Below are 14,930 nucleotides of genomic sequence, written 5' to 3'. Positions count from 1 at the left end.
ATTATGATAATTATGGTTTTTATTAAGAGTAACTTTATCGAGTAAATATTAAATATTTGAGGTGTATTAATGGAGACTAATGCAAAAATGATACTAGGATGTCATGGCTCCTTTTATTACTCTCATAACTGCTGCGATCGCCGACTATAAAAAATACAGTTCAGTTAAGGATAATCGTAGGTTGGGTTGAACGAAGTAATACCCAACAAAGCACTAAAAATGTTGGGTTTCGTTCCTCAACCCAACCTACGCAGTTTAAGGTTTTTAGGGCTAACTGAACTGTAGAGGGCTATAAAAGTATTTACACCACCCAGACTGAGCAAGGGTAATTATTAGACTTCTTGGCATTTATCGGGAAAAGAGAAAGGGGGAAAGGGGAAAGGTTCTGTATTGTCCCCTTTCCCTTTAACCTTTACCCTTTTCCCCCTCTTGCAAAAAGCACTTTTGCAAGAGGTCTATTGAAATCAGCAAAATTAAAATGGCGAATGAAGTTATGCTCCATTCGCCAAAGGCTATGCTTAAGTCGCTTTGCAAAGGTTTATCTTTTATGTAGCCACAAGCTTTGAGTTAGTTAAATCTATTAAATGTTTGCTTGCTGCCGTTGATATAGTGACCAATACAAACCCTTTTGTTGCAACAATTGTGAGTGAGTACCACGTTCGGCAATCACGCCTTGCTCTAATACCAAAATCAAGTCGGCACGTTTAAGGGGAGCAAAGCGGTGAGCAATCAGGAACACGGTACGGTTGGCGGAAATTTTTTGCAGGTTTTGCAGCACTTGTTGTTCAGTTTCACTATCCAAGGCACTAGTAGCTTCATCCAAAACTAAAATCGGCGCTTGGGAAAGAAATAACCTTGCCAGAGCAATCCGTTGTCTCTGTCCACCAGATAAAGCTGTACCGCGTTCGCCAACATTGGTTTCGTAACCGTAGGGTAATTGACTAATGAAGTCGTGTGCCACGGCTAATCTTGCCGCCTCTACAACTTGCTCTGCGGTAATGTCGGGACTACCGAGAGTGATATTTTCCAAAATAGAACCGTTAAATAAAAAGTCTTCTTGGAGAACTACACTAACTTGTTGCCGCAGTGAGGCTAAATCGGCACTTTTTATATCAAAACCATCAATCAGGATGCGTCCTGATTCAATTTGATAGAGGCGTTGCAATAGCTTAGATAGGGTACTTTTCCCAGAACCGCTACGTCCGACAATACCAACAAACTGCCCTGGTTCGGCACTGAAAGAGATTCCTCGCAGAATTGCTTCAAAGTTGGGCCGGTAGCGGAAAAATACTTGCTCGAAGGTGATTTGTCCTTTCAGGGGTGGCAAAACTAAGCCAGTTCCCAGTTCAGCTTCTGGGGAGACGTTGAGAATATCACCAATGCGATCTACAGAAAGTAGCACTTGTTGAAGGTTTTGCCACAACTGTACTAAGCGCAAAAGCGGGCCTGTGACTCTACCAGACAACATTTGAAATGCAACAAGCTGTCCAATTGTGAGCTTTTGTTCGATGACTAACTTGGCTCCAAACCAGAGAATCAGCATGGTCGACAAATTAGTGAGAAAGTCACCAATGTTGCTGCTGATATTGGAGGTGGTTGAAGCTTTAAAACCTGTGCGAATGAAGCGGGCAAATAAGCCTTCCCAGCGATCGCGGGCTACTGGTTCGGCTGCGTGAGCTTTAACAGAGTGAATTCCGGTGATTGTCTCTACTAGAAACGATTGACTATCGGCACTCCGGTTAAAGGTTTCGTTGAGCCAGTTACGCAGAATTGGTGTTGCAACTATCGTTAGTGTGGCAAATAGTGGCAGTACTGCTAAAGCCACAAAGGTGAGTGGGACGTTATAGTAAAACATCAATGCCAGATAAACCACAGCAAAGATGCTATCCAGAATCACAGTTAATGCTGTACCTGTGAGAAACTGACGAATTTGTTCGAGTTCCTGGACTCTTGCTACTGTGTCTCCAACGCGCCGCGACTCAAAATAAGCCAAAGGCAGACGCATCAGATGGCGAAATAGCTGCGCTGATAAACTTAAATCCAGACGACGAGCTGTATGGGTAAAGATGAATAGGCGGAGAATACCCAGTATGGATTCAAATATGGCTACGCATAAAAGTGCCAGCGCCATCACATCGAGAGTCGGCAAACTCCCCTGCACCATCACTTTATCAATGACGACTTGGGTAATTAGCGGTGTTGTTAACCCCAAAAGCTGCAAGGTAAAAGATGCTAACAATACTTCCGTGAGCAATCCCTTATACTTCCAAACTGCTGGGGTAAACCAACTGAGGTTAAATTTTTCTTGCTGGGATATGAGTTCTACTTGCCACAATTGTCCATCCCAAGATGCCTCAACTATCGACTGCGGCAAGCTTTCACAAGTCCGTTCGGGATTTAGAGGGTTAGCGATAATTAAGCGATCGCCTTTAACTCCATAAGCCACCACCCAGGATGGACTCTGGGGTGAGTCAGAATTCCACAGCAATAAAGCTGGAAATGACAACTGTCGCAACTCACTCCAACTCACTTGTAAGCGCCGCAACACTAACCCTAACTTTTCTGCTGCTTCCACAACCTGTTTTGGGCGTTGTCCTCTGAGTTGACGCTGCACCCATTCCAGTTGCACAGAATTTTCTAGTTGTTGCGCCACCATTGTTAAACAGGCAGCAGCGGTATTCCAACTGGCAACAAACGGATAAATTGCAGCGATTAAATTGGCGGCTGGGAGTCCTTTTTGGGGTTGGAGGCTGTGGGGGCTGGAAGTCCCGTCTGAGGCTGATGTTACCGAAGGAGTGCTAGAGAAGGAAAATGTCTCCCTTTGTCCTTCCATCTCTACTGGTAATGCTTGCCAAAATTCCTGAATTTGTGGGTGAGAAAATTCTGCCCACAACGCAGTTTCCCAACAAACTACTACCACTTCTTTACTAGCAGCTACAGCTTTAAAATCCGCAGACAGCTTTTGGAAATCGCCAAACCAATCTCCTGCATCTAGGGCGGCTATTGGTTTGCCAACGCCCTCTTCTCGCAAGCGGACTTTCCCAGCCACAATTAAAAATTGATAGCCACCGACATCGTTTGACCAGATTTTTTCTCCAAGACGATACTGGCGGGTTTGGCACTCATTTTCCAATCGGGATTGTTGTTCGGGAGTCAGCCAGGATAGCGGTGGCTGATTCCAAGGCAAAGAAGCTAGCACTTTTAATCGTAAAGATTCATTATCCAGAGTTTTTAACTCACTTGTAACTTGACTGTCAGTTTTTGAATTTTCTCTGCTAGCCATTTTTCAAACAACTCATTTTGTAGTGCTTGCTGTAGTTGAGTATCTTCTAAAGACGCTGGTAGAAATTGTTCTACTCGAAACAAACCATAAGGCCCTTCTCCTTGGGGAGAGTCTTTGCCAACGATTTCTATTGGACCTATCAATTGTCCAGGACTGGCTACATCAATAGCTGCCCGTAATATATCCGGCATACTACCTCGGCTGACGATTCCCATCATGCCATTCACAATTCGGTCATCTGAAAGAGAATACTCTTTGGCTAGTTGCTCAAAACTACCTCCTTCTTCTATTTGGGTTTGGAGTTCGTCTGCCAATTCTCGATTATCAACAACAATCCGGGAAAGTACTACCCGATCCAAGAAAATCTTGCGTTCGATAAAATATTCTGGGAGTTTTGTTTGTGTGACTACAGCTTTCAGCTTTTCTAACTTGTAACCAAAAGCAACCGATGTGTGAAAAGTAGCGTAATCTGTGTTATTTGTCTTTAACCATTCTTGAAAACTTTGGGGGTCAGTGAGTTGATTTTTCAGCCTAAAGTCAATAATTGACTGTTCAGTTATTGCGGTGCCAATTTCAATATCATCTCGTGTTCTGATTTCTTCCTCAATTACGTACTGCCGGAGAATATCTCCAATGAACTGTCCCAATTTTCCAGAGGCTTGCAGGTACTTTACTGCTTGCTCTATAGAAATTATTTGGTCATTAATTGTCAAAAATGATAAAGATTCCATGAACTAATTATGTGAAAATGGTTAAACACTTATAGAACTTTTAAATTAAATCATATAGAAATCATCTGGTCATTCATGGATAAATACGATAAAGATTCAATGAACTAATTACATCTAAATGGTCAAAAAATTATATAGCTAGTAAATAAAATAATTTGCCACGATCACTTTTACAGTATAGTGGGGACAAAATCAGGATTGAAAATATTAGTGGTGGCGCAGTAGTAAGGCAAATAGTTATTTTTTACCAATGCCTTTCAAGAGTGCTGAGTGGGGAATCTGGAACTGGTAACGGCCTAAATGCCCCACTTAAACGAGTAATTGTAATTATTTATTCTCGTCAGTCTAGTTAATGAAAGTTATCCATGTCCAAGCAAGTAGCACAGATGCGATCGCACCAATTAATGTATTAAAAATATTTACTACTTCATTGGTCAGCCAGGTATACTTAGATTGCAGTGTTGCCCCAATCACACTTTCTAGGTTAGTGGCAATAAATGCTGCCAGTACACACCAAACTACTCCCAATAGATCGATTAAGCCAACTCCCCAACCCACAAATGCGATCGCTACAGAAGCCACGATCCCGGCTAAAGTTCCCTCCAAGCTTACCGCTCCTTCTGTGCCGCGAGGTACTGGTTGGAGTGTGGTAATCAAAAAGGTACTTTTACCATAAGCTTTACCGACTTCGCTGGCAGTAGTGTCAGCTAGTTTCGTACTGAAACTTGCTACATAGGCTAGTAATAATAGAGACTGAAGACTTGTACTGAGCGAAGCCGAAGTATTGAGGATTAGCGACTGGGGATTAGGTACGAGGAATCCCGAATTTATTATTCCTACTCCCAAGGCACACAGTGCCCCAGTCAAAGCCGAACCCCAGACATTTTCTGGGCCTCTTGCCCCAGAACGCTTTTCGGCAATTCCTTCTGCCTCCTTCTGCGCCATCCCGATGCGGGTAACGCCAGAACCAACCAAAAAATAGAACATTACTACTGCATATCCTTGCCAGCCTAGAGTTACCCAAATTAAGATGGCCAAAAACCAGGCGTGGAATAATCCAGCAGGGGTAAGTAGCTTTTTCGGAGCAATCCAAGCTAAACCCAATAAAATTGTGTTTAATACTACTGCTACTAACCAGGGATTTACAGAATCTATTGAGGATGACATCAGCAATTAATTATGAGTAATTTTGTCTGAATATCAACAGAATAACGAATTTATGATGTTTAGTGCTTTATTTTTGAAACCTCTCTAAGTAAAGTAATATGTTTGTATTATTAAGTAAATTGCGTAGGCATCGCTCTGAAAGCTGAGTGTCAAACCATCGATGATGTCTTAGATATACGCTGTAATGATTAAACAAAATGCAAAACTTCTTTTGAGTTAGGTAGACTCTTCTCCGTAGCCGCAGAGTACAGTGGCGGAAGTATTACTCAGTCCCCAATCTTAGTAATAAGGATAAAGAATATAAGTTAATGTCAATAAAAACTGTGTCCAAGTTAACCACAATCAAAACTTAATAGCATAAATTGTAGATAGCATAAATTACTAGTATTTTTCACATAAGCTATGAGCCAAACTTTATTCCATCTAGCTTTTCCTGTAACTGACATTGCCCAAACAAAAGCATATTATGTAGATGGTTTGGGCTGCATTCCTGGTCGTGAAAACCACCATGCCCTGATACTCAATCTCTACGGTCATCAATTAGTGGCTCATGTCACCAAAGAACCTTTGATACCGCAAAAAACTATCTATCCCAGACACTTTGGGCTAATTTTTACCCAAGAATGTGACTGGCAAGACTTACTACAAAGGGCACAACAACAACAGCTACTTTTTCGTGAAGAAACCAAAAATCGCTTTGTCGGTTCTCCTCTTGAGCATCGCACTTTCTTTTTAGAAGATCCCTTTTATAATCTCATGGAGTTCAAGTATTATCGTCACCCAGAGGCGATTTTTGGGAGTTACGAACATACGCAAATTGGGGATAGAACTTAAAAAATTAAAAATTAAAAATCAAGTGATGCAAGCGTAACAAGCATCCTGGTTACTAACTGGATTTTTTATTCAGCAAGGGTAGCTTAATAGGCTTTGCTAAAGCTGCTGTGACTGCCGCTAAACTCCTGGAGTCTGTTAGCATCCAAGGGTGTAGAGTAACTGGTACTATTACTTGGCTTCCTACGGACATTTGTGAACTATTTGCTGGGACAATCATTAAATCATAAGGTGTCCAGATAGACGTAAAATCTAGCTGCCCCAACATTACAGCATCAGAATTTAAATCCTTGAGAAAAATGCTGTCGGGACGCATTTGTAGGCAACCAGGACGCCCAGAACCATAAGCAACCACAGTTCCATGATGGGGCGAAGAGATGGTAATAAACCGCTGCACGCGGTTAATTCCTCCCAATCGCTGAACATAGTAACGGCTGACAATTCCTCCCATACTGAAGCCGATTAAATCTAGGCGTTGTTCTGGTGCAAAGGTCGCTGTAACATAATCTGCTACTTGTTTTGCCAATTCATCAAGACCCACTACACCATTATTAGGAACCAGATTCAGAGAATGTACAGACCAACCCTGTAATACTAAGTGAACCGCCATTTTCTGGAAAACTGCCCTCGTATCGTCAATGCCGTGTATTAACAAAACGGGATTGCGTTGTTGATTTTCAATGTTCATTTACAAAATCTAACTGAATTAAAGGGTGTATTTCACTTTTGTAGGTACATACTGCTCTACAAACTGAAGCTATTGCTTTTCGGATTCTTTCTTTATAAAGATATTGTTGCAAACAAAACTGAAATGCTTTAAAAAATAGTTTGTATAAAATTTAACGAATTAATCTTGCCATTTGCTATTCGGCTATGACACTCTTCCCACTGGATGAGAGCAAACTGCTTGTTTAACTTCAATTGGGTATTTACCAAACAAAGAAATGTTAATTCTTGTAAAGCTTGCTTTCAGAATCTTGCTCTTAGCTACAGTAAAATTTAATAATTAGTTCTCGGTGTATGCAGGTTGCAAATGCTTGCAATAGAACATTTTGCCCTGTGGTTTTACTACAATGTTAATTAAGCACAAGCCTATAAGGGTTGTCACCAGAGCGAGGTGACACTAAGTAGATACTGTAACATTTTGTCGTAATTTTTAACAATTACGTTCGAGTTACAAATATAAAAGGTAAAAGGCAGGAGTAATTGTAATGGATTTTATCAAAAAGTTAATTTCGGGTATTCAGGGTTTTCTTGGCGGTATTTTGGGTTTCATTACCGGATTGTTACCAGGGAAGAAAAAAAGCAACGGCTACTTCTTAGAATTGGACGAAGCCAAAGATGCTGCCAAAGATGCTGCTAAAGAGGTAGCATCGAATGCAAAGAAAGTAGCAGAGACAGTTACATCCACAGTTGCATCGAATGCTAAGAAAGTAGCAGAGACAATTTCATCAGAAGCACCAACTCCATCTAAACCAGATTCATTGAATGGAACAAAAACCTCCGCAGCTAAGGCTAAGGAAAAACCAGCTAAGGAAAAATCAGCTAAAAATCCCAAACCAGCCGACGTTCAACTAGTCCAGACTGCTGAAGGTCTTAAAGTTGAACCGGGCAAAAAAGCAAAAGCCGCAGCAGCTAAAGTACTCAAAGAACAGCCTACTGAAACAACCTTTGCACCAAAATATCTTGCTCCTTCGACTACTAGCTCTAATGGTCGTCGTCGTCCAGGAGCGAATATGAGTGCTTATCTAGACATGGCACGTCAGATTAAAACACCTAAATAATTCATAGAGACCGTAAATTTACGGTCTCTATAGATTAAAGATGAAGATGCAAGGTTAAGATAACTTTGCCAGTTGTAGATGGGGTAACTCTCCAAAGTAATAGCGATCGCTTAATTTTCTCCACTACAACTGGATCTTTTAGGGTAGAGGTTTCCTCATTCAAAACTACCCGTTCTACCCGACCTTTATTGACGGTGAACTCAAAGACGATTTCACCACTAAAGCCTGAAGGAAAGTTTAATTGCTGAAGGTGTCTAGTTAGGTCAGCAATTTCTGTATTATCCAAGCCAGTGACGCTGATGACCTCTAACTGATGGTTTATGGCTGCGTCTAATATTTCATCTTGTACCATCTCCTCTAAATCAAAGCTCAAAGATATCTCGACTTCTTTGGGTACTGGAGATTGTGGCGATCGCTTTTGCCGAAGAAAATCTGGAGCTTCTTCTGAAGCTGGCGCTGATGGCATTGAGAGTGATATTTTATGTGCAGCCGAAGCTTTACCAAACCTAACTGCTTCGGGCATTTCCACTGGCACTTGCATAGACAGATATTCGCTTCCTGGTTCAACCTGCACGTCATCGCTGACAGCCACAAAAGCGGTGTATTGAGAAAGAAGTTGATAAGTTAAGGCTGTTTTTGTAACTGCTTCTACACCAGCTTTAGTTTCAAAACTCACCATTTGATTCATCAAGTATTTGATGCGAGCGCGTCCCCACAACTGCGCCACAGCAAGATTTCCTGTTTCCTCAAATATCAGGTTAAACATTTTTTCATAGTGCTTACCGCCCGCAGCAATGCCGGAGATTTGTAGATTACCTCCAACTCTATCTTGTTTGCGACCAAACAAAACTAATGGTTGTTCGCAAAATAAATCAGGCGCTACCTTTGGGTAAATCACAGGCGATTCTGTGTCACCTTGCCAAGAAATTTGAATATTTGTGAGTACAGGATTGTTAATTTGCCTGTAAAACTTTTCGGCAACTTCTCTCGTGGGTTCATCATGACGAATAATTGTGGATATTCCTCGGCCAATTTCGGCAATGCGATTCAGTAAAAAACGGTTAACTGAACTACCAGCACCAAAACTGTAAAGGCGATTTCCTGGTTCTAGATGCTGTTGTACCTCTGCCAAAATCTCATTTTCGTTACCGATGTAGCCATCGGTTAAGAGTACAACGCTGCGTAATCTTCCGACTGGTGTAGGGAAATTTATGGCTGTACGAATGCCACTGAGCATTTCTGTGCTGCCATCAGCTTGTAAATTGTTAATGTAAGCGATCGCTTGGGCACGATTTTCTGGTGTATTTGGCAGAGGTGTTGGCGATAACTGTCTGACTCTATCGGAAAAATCGATAATTGTGAAAGTATCGTTGGGATTCAACCCATTAATAAATCGCCGTATCAATTCTTGGCACTTTTGCAACGGATCGCCAGATTGGGAACCAGAAGTATCCACCAAAAATACGACATCTTTGGGGACAATCTCATCAGTGGAATATTCCAAAGCCGGAATCAGATATATGGCGAAATGTCCGCCGCGATCGTCGGCTTGGGTTAATACTGTAGATTGAGTTTCTTGACCAGAAACTTGATAGCGGAGAATTAAATCTTTATTGGGAATTGTATCTTCTCCAGCTAACTGAATCCGCACAATTTGACCTGAGTGTTCAATTTTTAATTGATGGGAAGGAGAACGCACTTCCGAAATTGGTAAACCTGCATCAATTTCTACTGTGACATTAATATTGTGACGCGAGCGCGTTCCTTCTAAGACTACAGGTGGTGTAATGCGCGAAGCATCAGGAACTTGGTCTGTATCACCGCTACCATCTATCGGCGTTCCCGGAATATATCTTGGTCCTACAACCATCGGGAAAATAAATTCGTAGTTTCCTGCCTCAAATTTTAAACTTTCGGTGTAACGAATTGTGACATCAATTTGTTCGCCAGGTTTGATGTTAGCCAGAGATTGGGTGAAAATGTTGTCTCGTTCCTGTTCTAGAAGTCCGGCGGTGCGTCCTTCTTGTTTTGCCTTTTCGTAGATGGCTACAGCTTCTTCACGTTTTTTAATATTACCTTTGATGATGCGATCGCCTATTTTTATTTCCATATCATCCACCGCAGCCTCATCAGGTAACGGAAAGATATAGACTGCTTCTAAAGGCTGCGTGAAATGATTTTCAAAACTTTGGATGACCTCAACTCGTGACAGATTACCTGCAATTTTTGCTAGAACTTCTGTGTGCTTGAGCGGAAAAATTACTTGCTCTCCTTGAGGAGATTGGACGTACAAGCCTCCTAACTTTAGGTTTTTAGCACTTACTGTATTCATAGAACACTCCTATTTGATTTGTAAACTTACTTCTTAAAGTAGGTAAGAAGTAACTTAATTACGAATTACGAATTATTTAACAAACACCAGTCCACTATACAAATGAAAAGCTGAATCCCAATTGGTCTGTTCCCTACGAAACAGCTCGATGTGAGACTTGATGTGACTCAATATTTCTGTTTGATCTAATGTTGTATCTGCAAAAGACGCGAAATCTGACCAGATTTTCACTTGAGGTAGTTGCTGGTCAATCCAACTTGATAAACTATTCCAATTAATTCTGATTGTATTTTGGCTAGCTTGAGGAATGATTTCTAAACCTTGCTGAAATTCATAGCCGTTATCATAAAATCGGAGAATGGAACGTCTACCAGGTATGTGTAAATCACAAAACTGAGCATAGTCTTGTGTTTGAGTTTTCCATTCCAATTGATGTCGGGCATCAACATCTACAACTTTTTCAAAAATAGGCAAAAGTCCTATTACTCTTGCTGTGACTTCTGACCAGTCAAAGGTGAGAGAACCAAGTTGATTGACTTCGTTACGACAAACAACGGTAGCTTGTGGAGTAGATGCTTGGAAATGTTTGACTTGATAAACTTGAATTTGCTGAATTTGCGCTATTGTTGCCCAAAAGCAAGGAATACCAGCCTGCTGTAGCTGTTTGCCATAAAATTTTAGTTCTCCTACTTGGCCAGTGCGGTACAATCTCCAGCCACGACTTGGCAGTATTAATCGTGCAGTATAAGGGTCTAGCTGCATAATCTGAGCAAATTTTCGAGATGCTTCTGTTTTCATCTCGGTACTGAGTGGTTCTAAAACTAGTACGCCAAGTTCGGTGTTATTTGGTTCAGATTTTGCTTGGGAAATAGCTCTTTGTCTTTCTTCTAGTTCAATTTCTTGTAGCCGTCGCAAACCTTGGCGTGCGAGCGTTACTATTTTGGCGTTCCTTGTATCTCGCAGCAGTTGCCGATAAATTTTTTCTGCATCTTGGTGCTTTTGAGATACTTCATGTAGCCGACCGAGATAATATTGTACCCAAGGATTTTCGGGTGATTCTTTTTGCAGCTGTTTGAGTAATTTAGCTGCTGTTTGATAGTCTTTATGCTCAAAGGCGATCGCAACTTGCTCAATCATCACTTACTTTAAATAGACGCTGGAGTGATGTCTCGCGCAAAAGTAATTTTGCGTGAGCTATAAATCATTTATACTTCACAAGCTGCGGTAATCAAGGATAATGCTACTACTGGGGCTGTAACTGCTCTCAGGATGCGGCGACCAAGAGAAACAGGTTGAAATCCAAATGCGATCGCATTCTCAATTTCTTCTGTTGTCCATCCCCCTTCTGGCCCAGTAGCAATGACAATCTCCTTGGAGATGCTACTCAGCACTTTGCTTAAATGGGGATACTCTCCACGAGCCTCACAAATGTAACGGTGACTTGTCTGATTCGCGGTGACGCCAGTATTAAAAGCAACAGGTTCTAAAATTGTCGGCACAAAAGAGCGCTCTGACTGTTCAGCGGCTTCTGCAGCGATGCGCCGCCAGCGTTCAAGCTTTTGAGGACTAGGATGAAGCAAAGTGCGATCGCTCAATACTGGTGCAATACAAGCTACTCCCAACTCTGTACAACACCGCACTACTTCATCAAATCCATTACCTTTGGGCAACGCCACCATCAGCGTAATCGATACAGGTAATTCAGTTTCTACTAAAAGCGGTTCTAAAACCTCTGCTTGTTCCCCTGCTAACTGCGCTAACCACCATTTTCCCTTACCATCCATTGCAATAAAGCGATCGTCTTCACGCAAGCGCAACACACGCCCTAAATAATGCTGTTGTTCTTTGGTGAGCAAAATTTGCCCTTGTTGAAATTGGGAGGGTGCGATCGCTATTCTTTGCAGTTGAGACATGGGATTTTGGAATTTTAAGAATATCAAATCAAAGATGGACACAGATAAATCCATCTGTGTCCATCATGGTTTAATTATTTATTCGGCTTACGAAAGATTCTGGAAGTAAGCCTCTAGCGCTTCAGTCACTAACTGAGTCATTGGCTTACCTTGACTTTCTGCTACTTCCTTCAACTTGCTATAAACCTCTTCTTTCAAATTCACCCGATGGCGCGATTTGTTTGCACTATTAGCTGTTTGGGGTTCGTAGCTAGCAGCAAATTCGCGGATGCTATCAAAACCAACGCGATCGCAAAAATCACCAAAGCTTTCCTTTGATTTCCGAGATTTCTTAAAGTAAACAAAAATCGGTTCTAAAAAGGTTTCCAAGTCATTATGGTGCAGCTTTTCTATGTAAGGTTGTGCCAGTCGAGTCTGATTTGGCGAACCCCCTAACCATAGTTGGTAAGATTCTGGAGCGCTACCGACAAAAGCCAATTCTGCCAAGTAAGGACGAGCGCAACCATTGGGGCATCCTGTCATCCTTACCACAAAATGTTCTTTTTGTAAACCTAATTTATCTAATAGAGCGCGAATCCGCTCCAAAATACTTGGTATTGCGCGTTCTGATTCCGTGATTGCCAAGCCACAAGTGGGTAAAGCCGGACAAGCCATTGCATACCGCACTAAAGGTTCGATTTTACTAGGGTCGTCTCCGACACCGTGACGGCTGAGAATGTCTTGAATAGCTTCCTTGCTATCTGGTTCGATATCGTAAAAAATCAGGTTATGGTTGGGTGTCAGACGGATGGGTAAGTTGAACTGCTCGACAATTTCCCGCAAGGCGGTTTTCAGTTGAAACGAACCTTCATCCTTGACTCGACCATTGTCAATGGAAATTCCTAAGAATAGCTTGCCATCACCTTGTTCGTTCCAGCCGAGGAAGTCGTGAAATTTAAAGTCTGGCAGTGGTTTGAAGGCTTCGACTGGTTTGCCGAAATATTCTTCAACTTGGGTGCGGAATTTATCTACGCCCCAGTCGTTGATTAGATATTTTAATCTGGCGTGACGACGGTCGGTGCGATCGCCATAATCTCTCTGGGTAGCAACAATCGCTTTCACTATGTCGTAAACGTCATCTTTCGCCACATAACCAATGGGGTCTGCTAACCTAGCGAAAGTTTCTTCTTTACCGTGGGTTCTACCTAAACCACCACCAGCAAAAATATTAAATCCTTCTAGCTGTTTCTTTTTATTAGTAATTACTACCAACGTTAGGTCTTGGGAATATAAATCAATCGAATTATCCCCTGGCACCGTCACGCAAATTTTGAACTTGCGGGGCATATAGTGCGTGCCATAAATTGGTTCTTCGTTGTCATGGATAATTGTGCCATTCCCGTTGCGCTGTCGTGCTGCCTTCACCTCTGGGTCTTCTTCAGCACTAATTGCTTTTTCCCCATCTAGCCAAATTTCGTAATAAGCGCCTGTTTGCGCTGAGAGTAAGTCAGCAATATTCTGGGCATATTCCCAAGCATACTGATACTCTGGACGATTCTTAAAAGGGGCTGGTGGTGCCATCACATTGCGGTTGATGTCGCCGCAAGCTCCCAAAGTCGAACCCAGGTTCTTGACAATCGTGGCAATTGCTGATTTAAGATTTTTCTTTAAAATACCGTGTAGTTGGAAACCTTGACGGGTAGTTGCTCGTAACGTGTGGTTGCCATACTCATCAGCTATTTTATCTAAAGCTAGATACAGCTGCGGCGGTACTAAACCACCGGGATTTTTTGTCCGCAGCATAAACTGGTAATCTTTTTCCTGTCCCTTGGTGCGGTTGTCGCGGTTATCCTGCTGATAAGAACCGTGAAACTTCAAAAGCTGCACCGCATTTTCGGTAAAATGCGTAGTGTCTTGAAGAATCTCAGTTGCTACAGGTTCACGCAAAAAATTACTATTTTCCTTGATTCCTTCTACTTTGGAAGGCTTACGGGTTGCGATGGGGGAAGGAGCAGATTTAACCATTAGACTTGTATAGTATTCTCAATAAAGCATTAGTAGACGCCGAATCAGCACCCTTCGGCTATTTGATCCCCGGTAATCCGGCCGGAATAATGAGGAATATTTTAATTTTATCACGGCAAAAGCTGGCTTTGTCAGTGATGTAATACTTAACAAAACCAGCTTTTTGGAGTAGTGAGTGAAGAAGTGCTGAGTCCTGAGTACTAAGTAAAGTATAAACTGACTGAGGACTCAATAATCTTTTATTTGAAACGATAACCAATACCACCATTGATGCTAACAGCAGAAGCATCGCTATTTTGGTAAGCACCAAGTCCTACTTTGGCATTAGTGTAGACGAGGAAGTTATTAGCAACTTCCGATTCAACACCAGCACCTACCACTACTGAATCTTTGTTACCTATAGGAGTTGGTGAGCCATCTTTCTCAACAAAAGAATAACCACCAGTTAAATAGGCATTAGTTTTATTAGCGATAGGCACATCCACAGAAAGTTCTGGAATTATGGCACTTGTTTTATCACTCCAGAGGACATTACCGCGTGCAGAAAACGGCGTAGTTCCTAATTTCACGCGACCTGTGACATTACCACCAAATGTGGCATCATCGTTGATGCCTTGTCCGCCACTGGTAACGCCAGCTGCAACACCAGCACCAACATAACTAGCATCAGTACCCTTTTTAGTTTCAGCAGAAGCTTGGCCAGCTGATAGAACAAAAGGAGTAACTATTAAGGAAGACAATGCAGAAATTGTCACGAAAGACTTGAGTAAGCGTTTCATAATTTTTACCAAACTTTGTATTTTTTACTTGTATATTCCAGGTCGAAAATAAAGTGATAATGTTCCAAATGATTCCTAAATTTTATTAAAAACCTGTTGTTGTTAA

General features: G+C 41.8%; 11 protein-coding genes. 2 read left to right on the top strand and 9 right to left on the bottom strand.

Translation table 11 applies throughout. The features are described 5' to 3' along the window. Nucleotides 1-580: 580 nt before the first annotated feature. The 3 genes from V7K53_RS09810 to V7K53_RS09800 form a co-directional block, all read right to left on the bottom strand. On the bottom strand, nt 581-3,283 hold the full coding sequence (locus V7K53_RS09810; RefSeq protein ID WP_335197331.1) for a type I secretion system permease/ATPase: 2,703 nt from the start codon (nt 3,281-3,283) through the stop codon (nt 581-583). After that, on the bottom strand, nt 3,232-4,014 hold the full coding sequence (locus V7K53_RS09805) for a peptidylprolyl isomerase (RefSeq protein ID WP_099102542.1): 783 nt from the start codon (nt 4,012-4,014) through the stop codon (nt 3,232-3,234). Before V7K53_RS09805 ends, V7K53_RS09810 begins: the two co-directional genes overlap by 52 nt. Before the next feature lie 345 nt (nt 4,015-4,359). Further along, entirely contained in the window at nt 4,360-5,181 is an 822-nt protein-coding gene (locus V7K53_RS09800) for a TIGR00297 family protein (RefSeq protein ID WP_335197330.1), read from the bottom strand. Nucleotides 5,182-5,583: 402 nt separating this feature from the next. Between V7K53_RS09800 and V7K53_RS09795 the strand changes: the two genes are divergently transcribed. Further along, entirely contained in the window at nt 5,584-6,015 is a 432-nt protein-coding gene (locus V7K53_RS09795) for a VOC family protein (protein WP_335197329.1), read from the top strand. Nucleotides 6,016-6,067: 52 nt separating this feature from the next. Here the strand turns inward: V7K53_RS09795 and V7K53_RS09790 are convergent, their stop codons facing one another. Continuing rightward, complete coding sequence (locus V7K53_RS09790) at nt 6,068-6,700, bottom strand: esterase/lipase family protein (RefSeq protein ID WP_335197328.1); 633 nt, start codon at nt 6,698-6,700, stop codon at nt 6,068-6,070. Nucleotides 6,701-7,223: 523 nt separating this feature from the next. Here V7K53_RS09790 and V7K53_RS09785 point away from each other — a divergent pair. After that, nucleotides 7,224-7,796: a hypothetical protein gene (locus V7K53_RS09785; RefSeq protein ID WP_335197327.1), complete on the top strand. Its 573-nt coding sequence runs from the start codon at nt 7,224-7,226 to the stop codon at nt 7,794-7,796. A gap of 34 nt (nt 7,797-7,830) precedes the next feature. Here the strand turns inward: V7K53_RS09785 and V7K53_RS09780 are convergent, their stop codons facing one another. The 5 genes from V7K53_RS09780 to V7K53_RS09760 all read right to left on the bottom strand — a co-directional run bounded on the left by V7K53_RS09780 (nt 7,831) and on the right by V7K53_RS09760 (nt 14,824). Next, the gene (locus V7K53_RS09780) at nt 7,831-10,128 is read right to left on the bottom strand and encodes a VIT domain-containing protein (RefSeq protein ID WP_335197326.1); all 2,298 of its coding nucleotides are present in this window, start codon (nt 10,126-10,128) and stop codon (nt 7,831-7,833) included. Nucleotides 10,129-10,200: 72 nt separating this feature from the next. Beyond that, complete coding sequence (locus V7K53_RS09775) at nt 10,201-11,265, bottom strand: tetratricopeptide repeat protein (RefSeq protein WP_335197325.1); 1,065 nt, start codon at nt 11,263-11,265, stop codon at nt 10,201-10,203. A 68-nt stretch (nt 11,266-11,333) separates the two neighbouring features. Continuing rightward, nucleotides 11,334-12,041 carry a 16S rRNA (uracil(1498)-N(3))-methyltransferase gene (locus tag V7K53_RS09770; RefSeq protein WP_335197324.1) on the bottom strand — a complete coding sequence of 236 codons (708 nt, stop codon included), beginning with the start codon at nt 12,039-12,041 and terminating at the stop codon, nt 11,334-11,336. Nucleotides 12,042-12,128: 87 nt separating this feature from the next. Further along, nucleotides 12,129-14,045 (bottom strand): sulfite reductase, ferredoxin dependent, encoded by a 1,917-nt coding sequence (gene sir / locus V7K53_RS09765; protein ID WP_335197323.1) that lies wholly within the window; start codon nt 14,043-14,045, stop codon nt 12,129-12,131. Nucleotides 14,046-14,284: 239 nt separating this feature from the next. Further along, entirely contained in the window at nt 14,285-14,824 is a 540-nt protein-coding gene (locus V7K53_RS09760) for a hypothetical protein (protein WP_335197322.1), read from the bottom strand. Nucleotides 14,825-14,930: the final 106 nt, after the last annotated feature.

Origin of the sequence: Nostoc sp., assembly GCF_036917355.1 — a bacterium.
Classification (GTDB): domain Bacteria; phylum Cyanobacteriota; class Cyanobacteriia; order Cyanobacteriales; family Nostocaceae; genus Nostoc.
This window is presented reverse-complemented; position numbering and strand designations above follow the sequence as displayed.